The sequence below is a fragment of the Mesorhizobium sp. WSM4820 genome (assembly GCF_055811075.1).
On sequence record NZ_JBVVQN010000019.1, the window covers coordinates 113,788 to 133,599 of the forward strand.

Below are 19,812 nucleotides of genomic sequence, written 5' to 3' on the forward strand. Positions count from 1 at the left end.
AAATGCCCGGCAGGGCAATGAGGGGCGGCGCGGCCTCTGTCATTTGCGTGAGCACCGGAAACATGCAGACATGGCGCCGGTCGCAGGCCAAGCGAACGGGGCAGGAGGGCATATGGCCGAGGTAGCAGTGCAGCGAGCGCCGGAACGCGGCATCTGGGGATGGATGCTGTTCGACTGGGCAGCACAACCGTTCTTCACCGTCATCACCACCTTCATCTTCGGTCCTTATTTCGCTTCGCGCATGGTTCTGGATCCGGCTGCCATGCAAGCTGCCGAGGCAGCCGGTCCAGCCGCAGTTGAAGCTTACGTCGAATCCCAGCATCTACTTGGCCTGACGGTCTGGGGTTGGAGCATCGCCGCGGCGGGACTGGTCATTGCCGTTTTGTCGCCCATACTCGGCTCGATCGCAGACCAGACCGGCCCGCGAAAGCCGTGGATCGCGTGCTTTGCCGCGATCAAGATCACGAGTCTTTGTTTGCTCTGGTTTGCCGCGCCGGGCTCAAATCTGTTTCTTATCGCGGCTTTGTTTTCGCTGGCGTCGGTGGCGGCGGAATTCTCGACGGTGTTCAACGATTCGATGATACCGCGCCTGGTTCCGAAGAGCGAAATCGGCCGCATCTCGAATATGGCCTGGGGTCTTGGCTATCTCGGCGGCATGATCGCGCTGATCTTCGTCGTCGCCTTCATGGCGGGTTTGCCGGAGACCGGCAAGACGATCGTCGGTCTCGACCCGCTCCTCGGTCTCGACCCGATCTTCGGCGAAGACGCTCGGGCGACCGGACCACTGTCGGCTGGCTGGTACTTGCTGTTCATCCTGCCGATGTTCTTCTTTACCCCGGATGCCGCCAAAGGCATTCCGATCGGGCCGGCGGTGCGCGAGGGGCTGTCGGAGCTGAAGTCGACACTGGCCGAAGTGCGCCAGCGCAGCGGCATCTTCCGCTTCCTGGTCGCCCGCATGATCTATCAAGACGGCGTCAATGCGCTGCTTGCGCTGGGAGGACTTTTCGCGGCAGGGATGTTCGCCTGGTCGATCACCGAGATCGGCCTGTTCGGCATCATCCTCAACGTCGTTGCCATCGTCGGCTGCTGGATCGCCGCCCGTCTCGACACGGCGCTCGGCTCCAAGGCCGTGGTGATGATTTCGCTGGTTATGCTGTCTGTCGCGACAATCGGCATCGTCTCGACCGGACCGGGTTTCACGCTGCTCGGGATGCTACAGCTCTCCACCGCCGATTCGGGCGGCCTGTTCGGCACGGCGGCGGAAAAGGCCTACATTCTTTACGGCTTGCTGATCGGCCTTGCCTTCGGGCCAGTACAAGCCTCGTCACGCTCCTACATGGCGCGTAGCGTCACCGCGGCCGAATCGGGCCGCTATTTCGGCATCTATGCACTGGCCGGACGGGCGACCAGCTTCCTCGCGCCGTTTCTGGTGTCGACCATAGGCTGGGTAAGCGGTTCGCAACGGCTCGGCATGGCTGTAATCGTGCTGTTCCTCGGCGTCGGCCTGGCGATCCTGGTCCGCACGCCGTATCCGGCAGACAACCCGACGGCGGAGTGAGCTGCTTCTTCCCTTCTCCCCTGTGGGAGAAGGTGGATCGGCGCGTAGCGCCGAGACGGATGAGGGGTGCTGCAAGAAACTCAACGTGAAAACATCAAGGATTTTAACAGCTTACGCCTTCATCGTAGCGATCCTGCCAACACCCCTCACCCGACCGAGCTTCGCTCGGCCACCTTCTCCCACAAGGGGAGAAGGCAAGAGGCGCTAATGCCTGAAATGCCTGACGCCAGTAAACACCATGGCGATGCCGTGGGCGTCGGCGGCGGCGATGACATCGTCGTCGCGCATCGAGCCGCCCGGCTGGATGACGGCGGTGGCGCCGGCTTCGATCGCAGACAAAAGCCCGTCGGCGAACGGGAAAAAGGCATCCGAGGCGACAACAGAATTCTTGGTCAGCGGCTCGGCCAGGCCGGCTGCCTCGGCCGCGTCGAGCGCTTTGCGCGCGGCGATGCGCGAGGAATCGACCCGGCTCATCTGGCCGGCGCCGATGCCGACGGTGGCACCGTCTCTGGCATAGACGATGGCGTTCGACTTGACGTGCTTTGCGACGCGGAAAGCGAATTTGAGATCGGCCATTTCGGCCGTTGTCGGCGCCCGCCGGGTCACCACTTTCAGGTCGAGGTCGTCGACCACCGCATTGTCGCGGCCTTGGACGAGCAACCCGCCGGAAACAGATTTCACCGTGGAGCCGGCCGCGCGCGGATCGGGCAAGCCGCCGGTGACCAGCAAGCGCAGGTTCTTCTTGGCGGCGACGATGCCGATTGCTTCGTCCGAGGCGCCCGGCGCGATGATGACCTCGGTGAAGGTTTTGACGATCTCTTCGGCTGCCTCGGCATCGAGGGTGCGGTTCATCGCGACAATGCCGCCAAAGGCCGACACCGGATCGCAGGCAAGCGCTTTGGCATAGGCCGCCTTCAGCGAAGCGCCCTCGGCGACGCCGCATGGGTTGGCGTGCTTGATGATGGCGACGGTGGCGGAGCGCGCCGGATCGAACTCGCCGACCAGTTCGAAGGCGGCGTCGGTGTCGTTGATGTTGTTGTAGGAAAGCTGCTTGCCCTGAAGCTGGCGCGCCGTCGCGACGCCCGGTCGCTTGTCGCCATCGACGTAGAAGCCGGCGCTCTGGTGCGGGTTCTCGCCGTAGCGCATCACCTGGTCGAGGCTGCCGCCGAAGGCGCGCCAGGTGGGATGCTCGATCTCCAGCGCTTCGGCGAACCAGCCGGAAATCGCCGAATCATAGGTCGCGGTGCGGGCGAAGGCCTTGGCCGCCAGCTTCTTGCGGAAATCCAGCGAGAGCGAGCCGAAATTCATCTCCAGCGCGTTGAGCACCGAGGCATAGTCCTCGGGATCGGTGACGATGGCGACATAGGCGTGGTTTTTGGCGGCGGCGCGGATCATCGCCGGGCCGCCTATGTCGATGTTCTCGACGATCGAGGCGTAAGCGGCGCCGGAGCGGCGGACATCCTCGAAAGGGTAGAGATTGGAGACGACGAGATCGATTGGCTCGATGCCATGATCGCGCATCGCCGCGACGTGTTCGGGATCGTCGCGCACGCCGAGCAACGCGCCATGCACGGACGGATGCAGGGTCTTGACGCGGCCGTCCATGATCTCGGGAAAGCCGGTGAGTTCGGAGACGTCGCGCACAGCCAAGCCTGCCTCGGCGATCGCCTTTGCCGTGCCGCCGGTGGAGACCAGCTCGACGCCGGCAGCGGCCAGCGCCCTGGCAAAATCGATGAGGCCGGTCTTGTCGAAAACGGAAAGCAGCGCGCGACGGACAGGAACGAGGTCGGGCGCGGGAATGTTCTTGGCGGCGACGGCCATGGGCTGGCGGCCTTTCACGGCTGGTTGGGACAGTGTCCGCGCGCCGTAGCACATGAGGCCTGGAAATCAAACTGCGGGGCTACCGCAGTCTCAGCTTTTTGCCGGATGACCGGCGATGGCCGTCCGTGTCAGTTGCCAATGGACTTCGGAAATCTCTGACGCCTTGAAGGCCAGCACGATCTGCCGGCTGCGGCGCGGGCCGCCAAGGCCGGCGAAATAGATGGATTCCTCGACCTCGGGCGCCACCTCGGTGCAGGTGAACACCCATGTGTCGGCTTCATCGGCGGTCAGCACCAGACGATCGTGCTCGTCCTTGAGCAGGCCTATGTCGGGATGGATGTGGAAGCGCACGGTGACGAAATCGCGGCCGTTGTTGCGGATCGCAGCATTGCCCGGCCGCAGAAGGCGATCCCTGCCGGCGAGCACATTGCCGTTCGTCGACAATTTCAGTTCGCGCTCATGCAGCAAGCCGAAGCGCGCGACATAGCCGTCATGGCGAGCCAGAAAACCCTGGCTGCCTTGCTGGTCGGTGCGCTTGCAAGGCACATGCTGCGGGCCGCCGATCAGCGGCGTGCCGAGCAGATCGTTGACGCGCAGCGAGTGGCTGAAACGCGCTGACGAGGTGTCGTTGATGGTGGCTGTCGAATGGGCGGCTGTGGCGCGGGCAAGCGGCCGGAATTCGGCAGCGCCATAGGTGTCCACGCCGGCATTGACAATATAGTGGCGGCGGCCGGAAGACAGCTCGAAGGAAAGGCATCCGGCGTGCGCCGCGTTGGAAACATCGATGCGCGGTGGCGGGCCGGTATCGGCGATCACGGTGACGCCGCCCATGGAGAGGCGCTCGTAGCCCGAATGCGGTGCGTGCAGCAACGGCGCGCCGGCGGTGTCGTCGTGGCGCAGAATGGTGGCGATGCGGTTGTGGATGGTCGCGCCCATGCCGTTGAAGCGGGCGAGGCTGCCGTCCTGGTGGCGAAAGAAACGCAGCGCCGGCAGCATGCGATCGATGGCGCCCATCAGCGCCGCCGGCGGCGTTTCGGCCTGATTGGCATAAGTCTGGCGCAGCGGCAGAAGGTCGGCGAGGATTTCAAGCACGGCCATCGGATTGCGGGAAACATGGCCGCCATCCGGCAGAATCTGACGGTCGAGTTCCTCGGCGAGGTTGCGGGTCGCGCCGCGCAGCGCTGACGCCGGCGCCGGTAACGACAGAGCGGCAAAGGCAAGCGCGATGCGGGCCCGCAGCCTGTCCTTGCCGTCCGGCATCTCGCGTGCCATCGCCCTGAGATAGCGGATCTGCATGGCCAGCGATTTCAGGAAGGCCCGGTAGAAGGGAAATTCAGCACCCTGCAGCACCACCGAGGAATGCTGCAGCCAGGCAATGACGCGCTTGGCCGTCGTGCCGGGCTCCCAGGCGACACCGGAAATATTGCTGCCATGGATGGTGATCCAGTCGGAGACCAGCGCGCGGGCATTGGCGGCGGCAAGCTCGGTGCCGGCGGCGCGCATATGGCGCAGCCAGCGAAAGCCGTGCAGGGCCTTTTGCCAGCCGGGATTGGCCACCGCAATCTGGAAGGGCGACTTGCCGCCGGTCTCGACCAGATGTCCCGACAGCGGATAGCGGCCATAATAAATCTCGAGCGCGATCTGCCGGTCGGCCAGGCGCAGGTCCGGCGGCGCGATCAACACGCGTTCCGGTGTGCGGCCGGAGTAGCGCCAGCGATGGATCGGCCCGCCACGCAGGCGCCGGCGCGTCTTGCGCCAAAACTCCTTCGCGACAAGCGTCCATAGACGCGTCGTGCTGCCGGCAGCGATCGCCAAAAGCCCTCCTCGTAGCGCCCAATCCGAAGACAAGCTTATGTGATTCAAGAACTTATGCGAAGGCGAATTCCACGGAGGCCTTGGAATTCAGCCTGTTTTCCGCAGGATTCTTCCTAAAACAGTCTTCAAACTTTCAGCGTTGGCCGGGTCTGCGCATGCGGGCTGCGAAGAAGCCATCCAGGCCGGACCGTTCCGGTGAGCCGAGCTCCAGATCTGCGGGCGTGGTGCGCAGCGTGCCCTGCGGCGTCAGGAACAGATCGATGCCGGCGATCTCGCCCGGGCGGAGCGGATCGTCGACAATGTCAGCCGTCCCGGCGAGGAAGGCGCGGTGAAGCGCCTCGCCTTCGAGCGGGTCGAGCGAGCAGTTGGAAAAGACGATGCGCCCGCCAGGCCTGACCAGGCTGACGGCGCGGGCGAGCAGCCTGCGTTGCAGATCGGCGAGCTTTTCGATGTCGGCCGCCGTCTTCGTCCACGGCACGTCGGGATGCCGCCGCACCGTGCCGGTCGAGGAGCAGGGCGCGTCGAGGAGGACGGCGTCGAACAGTTGTTCCGGCTCGTATTTGAGCAGATCGGCCTGGACAATTTCTGCGGACAAACCGAGCCGTTCGAGATTTTGCGAGAGCCGCGCCAACCGGTTCTTCGAGGAATCGATCGCGGTAACCGTGGCGCCGCCGAGAATGAGCTGAGCGGTCTTGCCGCCGGGGGCGGCGCAGAGATCGGCGACGCGCAAACCCCTCACGTCGCCGAAAAGCCGGGCCGGAAGGCTGGCGGCGGCATCCTGGACCCACCAGGCGCCGTCTTCAAAGCCGGGCAGTTCAGTGACCGAGGCGCTGAGTCTCTCCACGCGCACAGTGCCGGTCGGCAGCACGATGCCGCCGAGCCGCTCGGCCCACAGCGCAGGATCGGTCTTGACCGTGAAGTCTACCGGCGCCTCGTATCTGTGGGCGGCGAGGATTTGCCTGGCTTTCTCAGTGCCATAGGCGGCTTTCAGCCGGTCGGAAAACCATTTCGGCGCTTCGTCGGTGGTGGCAAGCGCTGCAGCCAGCTCGGCCTGCTTGGATCGCGCCAGTGTGCGCAGCACGCCATTGACGAGACCGGAGAAGCGCACCGTGCGCGGATCGGACTTGGCGTGGGTCACGGCAAGGTCGACTGCGGCGCTGTCGGGAACATCGAGGAACAGGATCTGCGCCGCTGCTACATGCAGGATATGTGAAAGCGCGGTGGCGTTGGGTGGCAGCGGCTTTTCCAGGCGGCGGGCCAGCAACCCTGATATGGTCATGCGGAAGCGCAGCGCGGTGACCAGTATGGCGCGCACCAGCGCCCGGTCGCGCAGGTCGAGCGCCTTGTATTGCGGATGGCCGTTCTCGTGGTCGGTCAGCCCGTCCAGCGGCGTCCTCGCATCGATGACGGCGGCCAGCAATCGTGCCGCGGCCTTGCGCGCGGCAAGGCCGGCAACAGGTTCGCCGGGGCTCGCTGCACTGTTTTCATGATCGCCTGAAATTCGGTGCCGGCGTTTCGCTTCGCTCACGACCACGGACCCTTGGGTCCGGTCGGATTGCGGCCCCAGGGATTGGACTTCGGCCTGGCCGGTTCAGCCGGCTGCTCAGCTTTCTCCCACGGGCCCGATGGCCGCTGTTCGTCTGCCTGCCGCGGCATCGGCGTTTGCGGCCGCGCGGAGGCGGATGCGCCACCGGCCATGTCCTGCGCCATCGCCTGCAGGGCGGCGATGCGGTTGTCGGTGCTCGGGTGGGTCGAAAACAGGCTGTCCATGCGCTCGCCGGAAAGAGGATTGATGATGAAGAGGTGGGCAGTTGCCGGATTGCGCTCGGCATCCGGGTTGCGGATGCGTTCGGCGCCGCGAGCGATCTTGTCAAGGGCCGAGGCAAGCCAGAGCGGCTGTCCACAGATCTCGGCGCCGCGCCGGTCGGCCTCGTATTCGCGGGTGCGGCTGACCGCCATCTGCACGATCATCGCGGCAAAGGGCGCCACGATCATCGCCACCAGCACACCGATAATGCCAAGGGAATTGTTGTTGTCGCGGTTGCCGCCGAAAAAGAAGGCAAAATTGCCGAGCATCGAGATCGCACCGGCAAGCGTGGCGACGATCGTCATGGTCAGCGTGTCGCGGTGCTGGACATGGGCGAGCTCGTGCGCCATCACCGCCGCGACCTCCTCATGCGACAGTTGCTGCAGCAGTCCGGTGGTGGCGGCGACCGCGGCATTCTGCGGGTTGCGGCCGGTGGCGAAAGCGTTGGGCTGCGGGTTGTCGATCAGATAGGTTTTCGGCATCGGCAGGCCGGCCTGTCTGGCGAGGCTCTGCACGATGGCGTAATATTCCGGGGCGTTCCTTTCGTCGACCTCGACCGCGCGGTTCATCGACAGCACCATCTTGTCGGCGTTCCAATAGCTGAACAGGTTCATCGCGGCGGCAATCAGCAAGGCGATCACCATGCCGCCCGATCCGCCGATCAGATAGCCGACGCCCATGAACAGCGCGGTCATCGCTGCCAAAAGCATGGCGGTGCGAAGTGTGTTCATTGTCTGCTCCGTTTCTGCCGGCCTTTCGGAAAAAGGGTCGATCCTTGTCGGCTCATCGCTATATGATGGGAAACGTGTGGCCCTGTTTCAATTGGGGCCGGTTTCAATCGCCGGGAATATCGCATGATCGACGAAGCCAATATATCAGGCGAAACCAGCAATGCAGACGCCGGCCCCGGTCACGACGTGCCGCAAAGGACGCTGACACCGGCAGCCCGCCGCGCTTTGGCGGAAGCGGAAGCACGGCGCGAACACTATCGACGGCAGGAAGCCGCGATGCCCCGGGAGATCGGCGGCCGTGGCGGCAGGGAACCCGGCCGCTATGGCGATTGGGAAGTGAAGGGCCTGACCAGCGATTTCTAAGGGCCAGCGATTTCTAAGGGTATTTCGATATTCAGGTGATGCCGGCCTGCGAACAGCGGATTCCTGCGCTTCTCACGGACCTGAAAGTCCGCTCCGTTCCGGTTCTCGGAACCCACCTAGTCTGGTCGCTTCGTGCCCGTCTTCGACTCCGGCTCGGCCTGACCTGAATCTCAACATACCCTAAGCAGCAGCGCGCTCCGCGCCGAGGACAATCCAGCCGCGGTCGTCGACGGTGACGCCGATCCCCTCATAACCGGCGATCGCAGCATGCGGCGTTTGCAACGGATGCTGGTGCGTGGCGCTGATCACCACGACGGTGGCTCCCGCGGCCTCGGCCGCCGCTATCCCGGCGGGCGCATCTTCGAAAACGAGGCAGTCGCGCGCGTCAACGCCCAGCCGCTCGGCGGCCAGCCGGAAGCAATCCGGCGCCGGCTTGCCGCGGGAAACGTCCTCGGCCGCGACAAGGGTGGCGGGAAGCGGGATGCCGGCGGCCGCGATGCGCAGCAGAGCCAGCTCGCGCGGCGCCGAAGTGACGATTGCCCAGCGCTCGGGTGGCAGCGACGCCAGAAACGCCGCGGCGCCGGCGATTGGAAGGATGCCGTCGATATCGGCCACCTCGGCCTGCAGAAGCGCATCGGCTTCACGCATCGGGTCGACGCCTGGAAGCGCCAGCCGAGCGATGGTCTCGATCGCCCGCACGCCGTGGATCGTTGGCAGGAATGCGGCAACGTCGAGATCTTGCCGGCGTGCCCAATCTGCCCAGACCCTTTCTGCCGCGGCAATCGAATTGACCACCGTGCCGTCCATGTCGAACAGCAAGGCTGCGAATTTTCTGCCTGCGAACATCTGCTATCCCAAGTTGTTTCGGAAGGAACCAAAGCCTGTCGATCGACCGTAACGTCGCACCGGCGGCATGGGAAGGCACGAGATCGCCTTTTTCGACAGACCAGGGAACCACGGCCGGCCATCTCGCGTTAATCCAATCGCCTTCCACGACACTCACAAGAGGGGAACCGCAATGCTGATTCGGCTCGGCTACGAAATCGCCATCGACTGTGCTGAATCCACCCCGGTGATTTCGCTGCTCGAGATCCACAAGCAGCGCCAGGCCGACATCAAGCGGCAAACGCGCGTGCTGACCTCGCCCTCCGTCCCCACCAGGCTCTATCACGATCTTTATGGCAACACCTGCCGCCGCTTCACCGCGCCTGGCGGAGGCTTTCGCATTCTTTACGACGCCGTCGTCGAGGACAGCGGCGAGACCGACGAGGTCAACACGCTGGCCAGGGAAGTGCCGGTGGCGGAGTTGCCCGACGAGGTGCTCTGTTATCTGCTCGGCAGTCGCTATTGCGAAACCGATCATCTCAGCGATCTGGCCTGGCAGGTTTTCGGGCCTGTTCCATCCGGCTGGGCCCGGGTGCAGGCGATCGTCGACTATGTCCACAACCGTCTGTCGTTCGGCTACGGCTATGCGCGCCCGACCCGCACGGCGGCGCAGGCGCATGAGGAGCGCGTCGGCGTCTGCCGCGACTTCGCTCATCTGGCGATCACGCTCTGCCGCTGCATGAACATCCCAGCCCGCTACGTGAACGGTTATCTCGGCGACATCGGCGTGCCGGTCGACCCGGCACCGATGGATTTTTCGGCGTGGCTGGAAGTGTTCCTCGAAGGCAAGTGGTACACGTTCGACCCCCGCCACAACATGCCGAGGATCGGCCGCGTCGTCATCGCGCGCGGCCGCGACGCGACCGACGTGCCGCTACTGCACAGTTTCGGCCCGCACCGGCTCAGCCTGTTCAAGGTCTGGACCTACGAGCAGGAAAGCAATCTGTTCAACCCGCCCCATCGCGGCGTCGACAGGACGGCCAGCGCGCAGATGCTGGCATAGGAGCGCAAGCGCGAACGGCGCGTCCGGCTGTTACGATCATCGGCTGTCCTACGGATATGATGCGCCTGATCCGCTTCGGCACAGACCCTCTGTGCCGGATCGGGATCGGGCTGTTGTGCTCCACGGCAGACCTCGGGTTCATGGTAAGCGCTTGGTAAACGAAACTGCCGCAGCGGCTTGTCGTTTACCGCCTATTTACCTTGCCCCATTTCGAAACCAAGCAAAAACAATGGCTTGACTATGAGCCGCCGGCTTTTGCTGCGATGAGGACGCCGTCCGGCCGGAATCCTGCAATGCGGCCTTCACACGGCTCGAGTCGTGGCGAATGGAGGCGAGCATGCGGCGTTTTGGGGGTCTTGTTCACGCGATCGGCGGCTTTGCCGGAGATCGAAGCGGAAATTTAGCGGTTCTGTTCGGCATGGTCGCGTCGGTGCTGGCGCTTGGCGTCGGCTTTGCCGTCAATGTTTCGCAGCTCTACAACACCAAATCGAGCTTGCAGGGCGTGGTCGATGCGGCGGTGACCTCGACGGCACGGGACCTGACCACCGGCGTCATCACGGAGGCCGAGGCCAACAAGTCGGTGCAGGCGTTTCTCGATGCCAACAGCCGAGCGGGCATGCTGCAGGCTGATCGGATCGTCCTCGACAAATTGACCATCGACAGGACCGCCAACACGGTTCAGGCGGACGTGCATGTCAATGTCCGCCTTTATTTTCCGATCTTCGGCATAGGCGATATGCAGCGTGTCACGGTATCGACGACAGCACTCTATTCGGACAGGCAGATTGAAGTGGCCATGATGCTCGACGTGACCGGATCGATGGAGGAAAGCTGGTATAAGAAGACCGACAAAATTGGCGACCTGCGGGACGCGGCTTCAGGAGCCGTGGAAGACCTGCTCAAATGGAACCGCGACAAGAACGATCCCCGCGTACGCATCGCCATCGTTCCCTACGCCGAAGCCGTCAACACAGGCGGTCTGGCCAGCGCGGTATTCGTCGAGACGAGATATGGATCAAAGGTGCCGCCCCCGATCGATGCTCCGGTCTCGGTGTCCTTGACATTGGCGTCCGATAAATGTGCCACTGAACGCAAGGACAGGGATGGTTACGCCGATTATTCGGCCGACGGCCCTTACACGCCGCGCCTGGACAACAATGGCAAAACCTATCTGGCCAAAGTCAATCGGGACTACAATATGCGGAGCTGCCCGTCCGCCGAGCTCATCCCCCTGACCGCCGACAAAGACAAACTGCTCAACACAATCGCGGATTTCAGGGCGGATGGCGTGACGGCCGGCGGTATCGCCGCGCAATGGGGCTATTACATGCTTTCGCCGTCGTGGCGCTCGGCAATTGCCGATGCCGGTCTGGGTGCCGGCCCCGCCAATTTCGACAAAAGAAGGGTGGCCAAGATCGCCATCCTGATGACCGACGGCCAATTCAACACTGCTTTTGCCAAGGGCCCCGGTGCGCCCAGCTCGCAGGGTCAGGGCCAGACCTCGCGAAAGAATGCCGAAGCCATCTGCGCCAACATGAAGCGCGATGGGATTGAGATATTCACGATCGGCTTCGACCTGAACGATCCGACCATGACGGCGACCGAGCGAGATCAGGCAAAGAGCGTCCTCAAGAATTGCTCTACAGCGGACAGGTCCTCGCTGAAGCACTACTACGAGGCCGCCACCGGCACGGAACTGGCCGCTGCCTTCTACGAGATCAGCAAGAATATCGAGAAGCTTGCCATCAAACGCTGATCTTCCCCGACGGCTAATAGACGAACACCCAAAGGAAAAGGCCGCCGCTTCTTTCGAAGCCGGCGGCCTTCCGTGTTTCCGTCCATGGCGCGGCTCATGGCGGCGACGTGACTTAAAGTGCTGGAGCGTCCTTTGCGCGTCCAAAGGACGCGCGGCGCTACAGGCGTCGCCAGCCGCGCATCTCGCGCCTTAACGGGAAGACTGCTTCCCGAAAGTGCAATCCGCTGAGGCCACGTTCTGGAAAACGAAATCACTCGACATCGGATCACCTCCTTTCGATTTGTTGAACACGCCCTCATGATGGGGTGTCGATCTGCAAATGGCAAGGCGCCATCGTGAAAATGCGGTGCGCGTTTGCCGCTAACTGCTTGCGGCTATCCGATCGGACAGGCAATGTCGCTGCCGGACCGTCAGGGGCTGAGCAGGAGGAACGGGGATGGAGGCAGCCGAGAGAGCCGCACGGATCGTTCGAACGGTTATCGAGACGTTGAAGCCGGGTTTCGCGGTCAAGCTGTGGAACGGCGAGCGGATCGGCCCCGCCACCGGCCCCGTGGTCACCATCAACGACCAGGACATCGTCTGGCAGGTGATGCGGCGGCCCAACCTCTCGACGCTGATCGAAATGTGGATTTCCAAGACCATCGACGTGGAAGACGGGTCGCTGTTCGATTTCTACGCTCTGCCTGCGCAGGGCAAGCTCAGGGCGAAGCTCAAGTCGTTGCCCAAGCTCGCGGTCCTGCGCGACCTGCCGGCCGTGCTGTTTTCGAGAAAACAGATGACGGCGCGGACCGACCTTTCCGGGCGCAACCCCTTCGTCAGCGGGTCGAACAGGCAAGCAATCCAGCACCACTACGACATTTCGAACGCCTTCTACCGGCTCTTCCTCGATGAACGCATGGTCTATAGCTGCGGCTATTTCACCGATTTCGCCAATGACATTGACCAGGCGCAGAAAGACAAGCTCGATCATATCTGCCGCAAGCTCCGGCTGAAGCCCGGCGAAAGGCTGCTCGACATCGGCTGCGGCTGGGGAGCCATGCTCATCCATGCCGCGAAAAATTACGGCGTCGTCGGCCATGGCGTCTCGCTGTCGGAAGCCCAGACCCAGCTCGCCCGCGAGCGCATCCGTGCTGAGGGACTGGAGGATCGCATCACCATCGAGATAAAGTCCTATGCCGAGCTGTCCGACTCCTTCGACAAGATCTCGTCGATCGGCATGTTCGAGCATCTGGGGCTGGCCAACCACGCCGCCTATTTCTCGACCATTCGTCGCCTGCTCAAGCCGGGCGGCATCTATCTGCATCACGCCATCACCCGGCGCGACAAGGGCAGCATCAAGAAGACCCTGCGCAAGGGCCCGGAATTCAAAGCGCTGATCAAATACATCTTTCCCGGCGGCGAACTCGACACGATCGGCATGACGCTTGGCAATCTCGAAGCGCACGGCTTTCTTGTCTACGATGTCGAGAATTTGCGCGAGCACTACGCCCGCACCTGCCGTCTGTGGGCCGAGCGCCTCCACGCACGCTTCGACGAAGCGATCGCCGAGGTCGGCGAAGCCAAGGCGCGCCTCTGGCTGCTTTATCTCACCGGCTGTTCGATTACTTTCGAACGCGCCTCGGCGCAGATTTTCCAGACCGTCGTCACCAAGCGCGCGCGGGGCCCGAGCGGACTGCCGCCGACGCGGGCGGACCTTTATCAGTAGAGCGCCAGCGAGCCGATTTCATCCGATGGGGTTTCCGACGACCGTCGACCGGATGTTTCTTATGCCCGCTTGTTCTGCCGGTTGGCGATGAGGTCGTCGACGACCGCCGGGTCGGCCAGCGTCGAGGTATCGCCGAGCGCGGCAAAATCGTCCTCGGCGATCTTGCGCAGGATCCGCCGCATGATCTTGCCCGAGCGGGTTTTCGGCAGGCCCGGAGCGAACTGGATCTTGTCGGGCGTGGCGATGGCGCCGATGTCCTTGCGGACGTGGGTGACAAGTTCCTTGCGCAACGCCTCGTCCGGCTTCTCGCCGGCCATCAAAGTGACGTAGCAGTAGATGCCCTGGCCCTTGATGTCGTGCGGGTAGCCGACGACGGCGGCTTCCGAGACTTTCTCGTGCGAAACCAGCGCCGATTCGACCTCGGCCGTGCCCATGCGGTGGCCGGAGACGTTGATGACGTCGTCGACCCGGCCGGTGATCCAGTAGTAGCCGTCGGCGTCGCGGCGGCAGCCGTCGCCGGTAAAATATTTGCCCTTGTAAGTGGAAAAATAGGTCTGCACGAAGCGCTCGTGGTCGCCATAGACGGTGCGCATCTGGCCCGGCCATGAATCGGCGATGCAGAGATTGCCGCTGGCAACGCCTTCCAGCACCTTGCCGTCGCCGTCGACCAGTTGCGGCTTGACGCCGAAGAACGGCTGCGTCGCCGAACCTGCCTTGAGCGGGGTGGCGCCGGGCAGCGGCGTGATCAGGATGCCGCCGGTCTCGGTCTGCCACCAGGTGTCGACAATCGGCACCTTGCCGTTACCGACGACGTTGAAATACCACTCCCAGGCTTCCGGATTGATCGGCTCGCCGACTGTGCCGAGCACGCGCAACGATTTGCGCGAGGTTTTGGCGACATGGGCGTCGCCGGCGCCCATCAGGGCGCGCAACGCCGTCGGCGCGGTGTAGAAGATGTTGACCTTGTGCTTGTCGATGACCTCCCAGAAGCGGGATTGCGAGGGATAGTTCGGCACGCCTTCGAACATCAGCGTGGTGGCGCCGTTGGCGAGCGGCCCGTAGACGATATAGCTGTGACCGGTGACCCAGCCGACATCGGCGGTGCACCAGTAGATGTCGCCGTCGTGATAGTCGAAGACATATTGGTGGGTCATCGAGACGTAGACGAGATAGCCGGCCGTGGTGTGCAGAACGCCCTTCGGCTTGCCGGTCGAGCCCGATGTGTAGAGGATGAACAGCGGGTCCTCGGCCTTCATCTTCTCCGGCTTGCATTCCGCCTTAACCGTCGCGATCTCGTCATGGTACCAGACGTCGCGTCCGGCCACCCAGCCGGTCTTGCCGCCGGTGCGGCGCACGACGACGACCTTTTCGACTTTCGTTCCGGCCTTGGCGGCGATCTCGATCGCTTTGTCGGTGTTGTCCTTCAGCGGGATCGGCTTGCCGCCGCGCAGGCCCTCGTCGGCGGTGATGACGAAGCTTGATTTGCAGTCGTCGATGCGGCCGGCCAGCGCGTCCGGTGAGAAGCCGCCGAAGACCACCGAATGGATGGCGCCGATGCGCGTGCAGGCAAGCATCGCATAGGCGGCTTCGGGGATCATCGGCATGTAGATGGTGACGCGGTCGCCTTTCCTGACGCCGTGCTTCTTCATCACATTGGCGAGCCGGCAGACATGCGCATGGAGCTCGTTATAGGTGATCTTCCTGTCGTCGTAGGGATTGTCGCCTTCCCAGATGATGGCGGTCTGATCGCCGCGCTTCTTCAGATGCCGGTCGATGCAGTTCCAGGAAACATTGGTCTCGCCGTCCTCGAACCATTTGATCGAGACCTTGCCGTCGAAGGAGGTGTTCTTGACCTTGCTGTAGGGCTTGAACCAGTCGATGCGCTTGCCGTGCTTGCCCCAGAACTTGTCCGGGTTCTTCACGCTGTCGGCGTACCATTTCAAATAGGTGTCTTTATCGATCAGCGCATTCTTCTTCCACGCCGGCTGGACGCGATGGACATGAACCTCGGACATATCTTTGCTTTCCTCCCGAAACCAGGCCGCCCGGCTTGACCGCCGGCGGCATCACGGCGAAGCGGCCGCGAATTCGCGCGCATTATTAACAGTTCCGCGGTGACGGCAACATTAGACGTTGGATTCGCGCGGCGGGATGCCGCAGAGGTTTGAGTTGCCGCTATCAGCACTCGACCACGATCGCTGCTAACTGCATGTTTTTGTGTCGGAAATCCGGCCTCTAACTACGAAATATCAATAGACGATTAAGCAAATTGCGGGCACAATTTCAAATTGGGAGGAAGGAGAATCAACCGGGGACCGCGATGCGTGACCATTCCGAAATGGACCTGATGCTCAAGGGCTATGGCTTGACCACGGCCAAAATCCTTTATCATTTTCCCGATCATCCGCATCTGCTGCAGAGCTTCATCTGGCAGGACTACGACATCGCTCCGAAATTTCCGGTGCTGATCCGGTTCATCGAGTTCTGGCAGACCAAGCTCGATGGCCCGCTGCATTCGGTGAGCTATACGCACCAGAAGCTGATCGCGCCCAATGAGTGGCGGAAGCTCGATGGCGAGTTCGTGCTGCATTAGGGCAACGGCGCAGGATGTTCTGGCGGGCTGCTTGCATGATGGATTCCGCATGCCTTGGTGATTGGCGGAGACATCTCGGAGCTTCGTCATCCTGGGGCGGAGCAAGGAGCGAAGCGACGCGGCGCAGACCCCAGGATCCATGCCGTGACTTCAAAGCGCCGCTGCGGTGCCGAATTCTGCTCCGCTGCACCCTACGGCCAAGGTTATGGCATGGATCCCAGGGTCTCCGCGACGGAGCTTCGCTCCTGCTTCGCCCAGGGATCACGAAGTTGGGGAGGCTTCGGCAAGTCCCGAATGTTTATGATGGTCACCCGAACGAGCGATCGCGACTCTCAGACCGCAGGCGGGCTCAGCCGGGCAAAACCCTCCTGCCGGCGATACGGAAAATACGGATAGGCTGCGGTCACCGCGCTTGCTGCGTCGAGCGTCTTGATCTGGTCGGATGTCAATGACCAACCGACGGCACCAAGATTCTGGCGCAGCTGTTCCTCGGTGCGCGCGCCGATAATGACGGAGGCGACGGTCGGCCGCTGCAGCAACCAGTTGATGGCGATCTGCGGCACGGTCTTGCCGGTTTCTCTGGCCACGGCTTCGAGCGCATCGACAACCCTGTAGAGCAACTCGTCTTCTACCGGCGGCCCGAAGCTTGCGGTGTCGTGCAGCCGGCTTTTTTCCGGCAGTGGCTCGCCGCGGCGGATCTTGCCGGTCAGCCGGCCCCAGCCGAGCGGGCTCCACACCAGCGCGCCAACGCCCTGGTCGAGCCCGAGCGGCATCAACTCCCATTCATAGTCGCGCCCGACCAGCGAATAGTAGACCTGATGGGCGACGTAGCGCGGGTAGCCGTGCTTGTCCGCCAGGCCGAGCGATTTCATCACTTGCCAGCCGGAAAAGTTGGAGACGCCGACATAGCGCAGCTTGCCGGCGCGCACGAGACTGTCCAGCGTCGACAGCACCTCCTCGATCGGCGTTGCGGCGTCGAAAGCATGCAGCTGCAGCAGGTCGATGTAATCGGTGCCGAGACGCTTGAGCGCGTGCTCGACCGCGTTGATGAGGCGCGAACGGGAGGACCCGGCATCATTGGGTCCGTCGCCCATCGGCAGCGAGGTCTTGGTCGAAATCAGCACGGCATCGCGGCGGCCCTTGACGGCTGCGCCGAGCACTTCCTCGGAAGCGCCGTTCGAATAGACGTCGGCGGTGTCGAACAGGTTGACGCCGGCCTCCAGGCAGATGTCGACCAGCCGCCGCGCTTCCGTCGCATCGCTGTTGCCCCAGGCGCCGAACAGCGGCCCCGAGCCGCCGAAGGTTCCAGCGCCGAACGAGAGCGCCGGAACCTTCAGGCCCGAGGCGCCAAGACGTCGATAATCCATCTTTTTCTCCTGTGATGTCTAAGGGGGTTCGTCGGGTTGCTACGTGCGGGCAGATGCCGGCTCGCCAAGCGTCGGGCGATCGAGACGCAGCGCCAGCCACGCCACGGCGAGCGCCGAGAGCGGCAGCAGGGCGGCGACCCAGGTGATGGCGCCAAGGCCGGGGCCATGGGCGATGACCATGCCGCCGAGCCAGGCGCCGGCGGCGTTGCCGAGGTTGAAGGCGGCGATGTTGAAGGACGAGGCGAGGCTCTGGCCGGCGCCTTCAGCCTTTTCCAGCACCCACATCTGCAGCGGCGCTACGGTGGCGAAGGCGGCGGCGCCGAGCAGGCCGACATGGATGACAGCCATCGCCCGGCTGTGCAGGGCGAAGGTCATCGTGCCGAGCACCAGCGCCAGCACAACGAGACTGCCGAGGACGGAAGGCACCAGCCAGCGGTCGGCGAACTTGCCGCCGGCGAGATTGCCGGCGATGAGGCCGCCGCCGAAAACAAGCAGGATCGGCGACACCGCCGCTTCCGCAAAACCGGTGATCTCGGTCAGCAAGGGGGCGATATAGGTGAAGACGGCGAAGACGCCGGCATAGCCAAGCACGGTGGTGGCGAAGCCAAGCAGAACCGGGGCGCGGCCGAGCACGGCGAGATCGCCGCGCAGGTCGCTCTTTTCCAGCGCTGCCGGGCTGCGGGGCACCGGCAGGAGAATGATGGCGAAGGCGACGATGCCGACCAGGGCTACAGCCCAGAAGGTCGCCCGCCAGCCGAAGGCCTGGCCGAGCCAGGTGCCGAAGGGCACGCCGAGGATGTTGGCGATGGTCAGGCCGGTGAACATCAGGGCGATCGCCGAGGCCTTCCTGTTGGGGGCGACCAGCCCGGTCGCAACCACCGCACCAACGCCGAAGAAGGTGCCGTGGGCGAAGGCGGTGAGCACACGGGCAGCCATCAGCGTCCAGTAGTCGGGGGCCAGCGCGCAGGCGAGGTTGCCCAGCGTGAAGACCGCCATCAGCACCAGAAGCACGGTCTTGCGCGGCCAGCGGCCGGTGGCGATCGTCAGCAGCGGCGCGCCGATGACGACGCCCAGCGCATAGCCGGAGATCAACTGGCCGGCGGCCGAGATCGAGACGCCGAGATCGGTGCTGACGTCGAGCAGCAGGCCCATAATGACGAATTCGGTGACACCGATGCCGAACGCACCGGCGGCGAGAGCATAAAGTGCAAGAGGCATTGCGGTTCCCACTCCGGTGACAGCAGTTTTGACGACAGGACGCCGTGTCCTCCTGCGCCCCGACCCGGAAGATCGTGTTGCCATGTGCTGTGAACCAGCCTTGCGTCGGGCACATTGTCTGTGAAATAGATTCACGAATGGCGAGGCCCGACATCAACCGCTCCGGCGAGATCGAAGTGTTTGTCCGTGTCGTCGAAGCGGGCAGTTTTTCGGCTGCGGCGCGGATGCTGCGGATGACGCCGTCGGCGGTGAGCAAGCTGATTGCGCGGCTTGAGGCGCGGCTTGGCGCGCGGCTGATCAGCCGTTCGACTCGCAAGCTGCAACTGACACCGGAGGGAGCGGCCTTCTTCGACAGCGGCGTGCGCATCCTGGCCGACATGGCGGCAGCCGAGCGCGAGGCGGCGGCTGGTGCTGCGCCGCGCGGCCGGCTGCGGGTCAACAGCTACGTGCCGTTCGGGCAGCACCGGCTGATCCCGCTGTTGCCGCGCTTTCTCGAACGCTATCCGGAAATCGCCATCGATCTGGTTTTGACCGACAATGTCATCGACCTGATGGAGGAGCGCGCCGATGTCGCCATCCGCGCCGGGCCGCTCGGCGAATCACGTTTGGTGGCGCGCAAGCTCGGACAGAGCCGGCTGGTCGTCGTCGCCGCGCCATCGTACATCAGGACGCATGGCGCGCTCCAAACGCCGGCCGATCTCGATCATCACAATCGGATGGGTTTCTGCTTCGTGCGCCATGTCGACGGCTGGCCCTTCGTCGGCGCGGCCGGCGAGGCCTTCATCGTCCCGATCACCGGAAACACGCTGGTCAGCGACGGCGAGGCGATGCGGCTGATGGCGCTCTCGGGCGCTGGCATCGCCCGGCTGGCACGCTGGCATGTGGAGCCCGACATCGCCGCCGGCCGGCTGGTCCCGCTTCTGGAGGACTTCAACCCAGGCGACGAGGAGCTTACCCACGCTGTTTACGTCGGCCAGGGCAAACATTTGCCGGCCCGAGTGCGGGCCTTTCTCGACTTTCTGGTCGAGACGGTCCGGCTGAGCTGAGCCCAAGAAGATCGTGAGCCCGCCGGCTTCCGAAATCGAAGCTGAGATTTACTTCTTCTCCGCAAAGGGCGCCGGACGCCGGCCAGCCGCCTGGCGCTCGAGCATCCAGCCCGGATATTCGGATGGCAGCGCGCTGACTTCGTC

General features: G+C 63.7%; 15 protein-coding genes. 7 read left to right on the plus strand and 8 right to left on the minus strand.

Annotated elements, in window-relative coordinates; translation table 11 throughout:
* Positions 1–112: 112 nt before the first annotated feature.
* A complete protein-coding gene (locus AC0L2R_RS26495; protein ID WP_473512396.1) occupies positions 113–1,558 on the plus strand; it encodes an MFS transporter in 1,446 nt (481 codons plus the stop codon).
* 204 nt (positions 1,559–1,762) lie between these two features.
* Here the strand turns inward: AC0L2R_RS26495 and purH are convergent, their stop codons facing one another.
* From purH to htpX, 4 genes are all read right to left on the minus strand, one after another.
* On the minus strand, positions 1,763–3,379 hold the full coding sequence (gene purH / locus AC0L2R_RS26500) for a bifunctional phosphoribosylaminoimidazolecarboxamide formyltransferase/IMP cyclohydrolase (RefSeq protein WP_473512398.1): 1,617 nt from the start codon (positions 3,377–3,379) through the stop codon (positions 1,763–1,765).
* Positions 3,380–3,469: 90 nt separating this feature from the next.
* On the minus strand, positions 3,470–5,194 hold the full coding sequence (locus AC0L2R_RS26505) for a heparinase II/III family protein (RefSeq protein WP_473512400.1): 1,725 nt from the start codon (positions 5,192–5,194) through the stop codon (positions 3,470–3,472).
* A gap of 133 nt (positions 5,195–5,327) precedes the next feature.
* Positions 5,328–6,728, minus strand: a complete 1,401-nt coding sequence (locus AC0L2R_RS26510) for an RsmB/NOP family class I SAM-dependent RNA methyltransferase (RefSeq protein WP_473512402.1) — start codon at positions 6,726–6,728, stop codon at positions 5,328–5,330.
* Positions 6,719–7,732 (minus strand): zinc metalloprotease HtpX, encoded by a 1,014-nt coding sequence (gene htpX, locus AC0L2R_RS26515; protein WP_091592400.1) that lies wholly within the window; start codon positions 7,730–7,732, stop codon positions 6,719–6,721. The genes AC0L2R_RS26510 and htpX overlap by 10 nt, the downstream gene beginning before the upstream one ends.
* Positions 7,733–7,855: 123 nt before the next feature.
* Here htpX and AC0L2R_RS26520 point away from each other — a divergent pair, with 123 nt between their 5' ends.
* A complete protein-coding gene (locus AC0L2R_RS26520) occupies positions 7,856–8,095 on the plus strand; it encodes a DUF1674 domain-containing protein (RefSeq protein ID WP_473512403.1) in 240 nt (79 codons plus the stop codon).
* 180 nt (positions 8,096–8,275) lie between these two features.
* Here the strand turns inward: AC0L2R_RS26520 and AC0L2R_RS26525 are convergent, their stop codons facing one another.
* Positions 8,276–8,941, minus strand: a complete 666-nt coding sequence (locus AC0L2R_RS26525) for an HAD-IA family hydrolase (RefSeq protein WP_128173621.1) — start codon at positions 8,939–8,941, stop codon at positions 8,276–8,278.
* 172 nt (positions 8,942–9,113) lie between these two features.
* Between AC0L2R_RS26525 and AC0L2R_RS26530 the strand changes: the two genes are divergently transcribed.
* The 3 genes from AC0L2R_RS26530 to AC0L2R_RS26540 all read left to right on the plus strand — a co-directional run bounded on the left by AC0L2R_RS26530 (position 9,114) and on the right by AC0L2R_RS26540 (position 13,444).
* A complete protein-coding gene (locus tag AC0L2R_RS26530) occupies positions 9,114–9,983 on the plus strand; it encodes a transglutaminase-like domain-containing protein (RefSeq protein WP_287302029.1) in 870 nt (289 codons plus the stop codon).
* A 337-nt stretch (positions 9,984–10,320) separates the two neighbouring features.
* Positions 10,321–11,739: a TadE/TadG family type IV pilus assembly protein gene (locus tag AC0L2R_RS26535; protein WP_473512404.1), complete on the plus strand. Its 1,419-nt coding sequence runs from the start codon at positions 10,321–10,323 to the stop codon at positions 11,737–11,739.
* A 436-nt stretch (positions 11,740–12,175) separates the two neighbouring features.
* Positions 12,176–13,444 carry a class I SAM-dependent methyltransferase gene (locus AC0L2R_RS26540; RefSeq protein WP_473512406.1) on the plus strand — a complete coding sequence of 423 codons (1,269 nt, stop codon included), beginning with the start codon at positions 12,176–12,178 and terminating at the stop codon, positions 13,442–13,444.
* Positions 13,445–13,503: 59 nt separating this feature from the next.
* Here the strand turns inward: AC0L2R_RS26540 and acs are convergent, their stop codons facing one another.
* The gene (gene acs / locus AC0L2R_RS26545) at positions 13,504–15,459 is read right to left on the minus strand and encodes an acetate--CoA ligase (protein ID WP_473512407.1); all 1,956 of its coding nucleotides are present in this window, start codon (positions 15,457–15,459) and stop codon (positions 13,504–13,506) included.
* A gap of 305 nt (positions 15,460–15,764) precedes the next feature.
* Between acs and AC0L2R_RS26550 the strand changes: the two genes are divergently transcribed.
* Entirely contained in the window at positions 15,765–16,037 is a 273-nt protein-coding gene (locus tag AC0L2R_RS26550; RefSeq protein WP_027154578.1) for an usg protein, read from the plus strand.
* Positions 16,038–16,369: 332 nt separating this feature from the next.
* On the opposite strand, the gene AC0L2R_RS26555 is transcribed toward AC0L2R_RS26550, so the two are convergent.
* Both AC0L2R_RS26555 and AC0L2R_RS26560 read right to left on the minus strand, forming a co-directional pair.
* Positions 16,370–17,404 carry an aldo/keto reductase gene (locus tag AC0L2R_RS26555; RefSeq protein ID WP_473512409.1) on the minus strand — a complete coding sequence of 345 codons (1,035 nt, stop codon included), beginning with the start codon at positions 17,402–17,404 and terminating at the stop codon, positions 16,370–16,372.
* 39 nt (positions 17,405–17,443) lie between these two features.
* Positions 17,444–18,622 (minus strand): MFS transporter, encoded by a 1,179-nt coding sequence (locus AC0L2R_RS26560; RefSeq protein WP_473512411.1) that lies wholly within the window; start codon positions 18,620–18,622, stop codon positions 17,444–17,446.
* Positions 18,623–18,759: 137 nt separating this feature from the next.
* Here AC0L2R_RS26560 and AC0L2R_RS26565 point away from each other — a divergent pair, with 137 nt between their 5' ends.
* A complete protein-coding gene (locus AC0L2R_RS26565) occupies positions 18,760–19,668 on the plus strand; it encodes a LysR family transcriptional regulator (RefSeq protein ID WP_473512413.1) in 909 nt (302 codons plus the stop codon).
* The last annotated feature ends 144 nt before the right edge of the window (positions 19,669–19,812 follow it).

Excerpts from the sequence above, each read along its gene's own strand:
- AC0L2R_RS26495 (WP_473512396.1), top strand. The coding sequence starts at position 113 with ATGGCCGAGGTAGCAGTGCAGCGAGCGCCGGAACGCGGCATCTGGGGA.
- purH (WP_473512398.1), bottom strand. The coding sequence starts at position 3,379 with ATGGCCGTCGCCGCCAAGAACATTCCCGCGCCCGACCTCGTTCCTGTC.
- htpX (WP_091592400.1), bottom strand. The coding sequence starts at position 7,732 with ATGAACACACTTCGCACCGCCATGCTTTTGGCAGCGATGACCGCGCTG.
- AC0L2R_RS26520 (WP_473512403.1), top strand. The coding sequence starts at position 7,856 with ATGATCGACGAAGCCAATATATCAGGCGAAACCAGCAATGCAGACGCC.
- AC0L2R_RS26525 (WP_128173621.1), bottom strand. The coding sequence starts at position 8,941 with ATGTTCGCAGGCAGAAAATTCGCAGCCTTGCTGTTCGACATGGACGGC.
- AC0L2R_RS26530 (WP_287302029.1), top strand. The coding sequence starts at position 9,114 with ATGCTGATTCGGCTCGGCTACGAAATCGCCATCGACTGTGCTGAATCC.
- AC0L2R_RS26535 (WP_473512404.1), top strand. The coding sequence starts at position 10,321 with ATGCGGCGTTTTGGGGGTCTTGTTCACGCGATCGGCGGCTTTGCCGGA.
- AC0L2R_RS26540 (WP_473512406.1), top strand. The coding sequence starts at position 12,176 with ATGGAGGCAGCCGAGAGAGCCGCACGGATCGTTCGAACGGTTATCGAG.
- acs (WP_473512407.1), bottom strand. The coding sequence starts at position 15,459 with ATGTCCGAGGTTCATGTCCATCGCGTCCAGCCGGCGTGGAAGAAGAAT.
- AC0L2R_RS26550 (WP_027154578.1), top strand. The coding sequence starts at position 15,765 with ATGCGTGACCATTCCGAAATGGACCTGATGCTCAAGGGCTATGGCTTG.
- AC0L2R_RS26555 (WP_473512409.1), bottom strand. The coding sequence starts at position 17,404 with ATGGATTATCGACGTCTTGGCGCCTCGGGCCTGAAGGTTCCGGCGCTC.
- AC0L2R_RS26560 (WP_473512411.1), bottom strand. The coding sequence starts at position 18,622 with ATGCCTCTTGCACTTTATGCTCTCGCCGCCGGTGCGTTCGGCATCGGT.
- AC0L2R_RS26565 (WP_473512413.1), top strand. The coding sequence starts at position 18,760 with ATGGCGAGGCCCGACATCAACCGCTCCGGCGAGATCGAAGTGTTTGTC.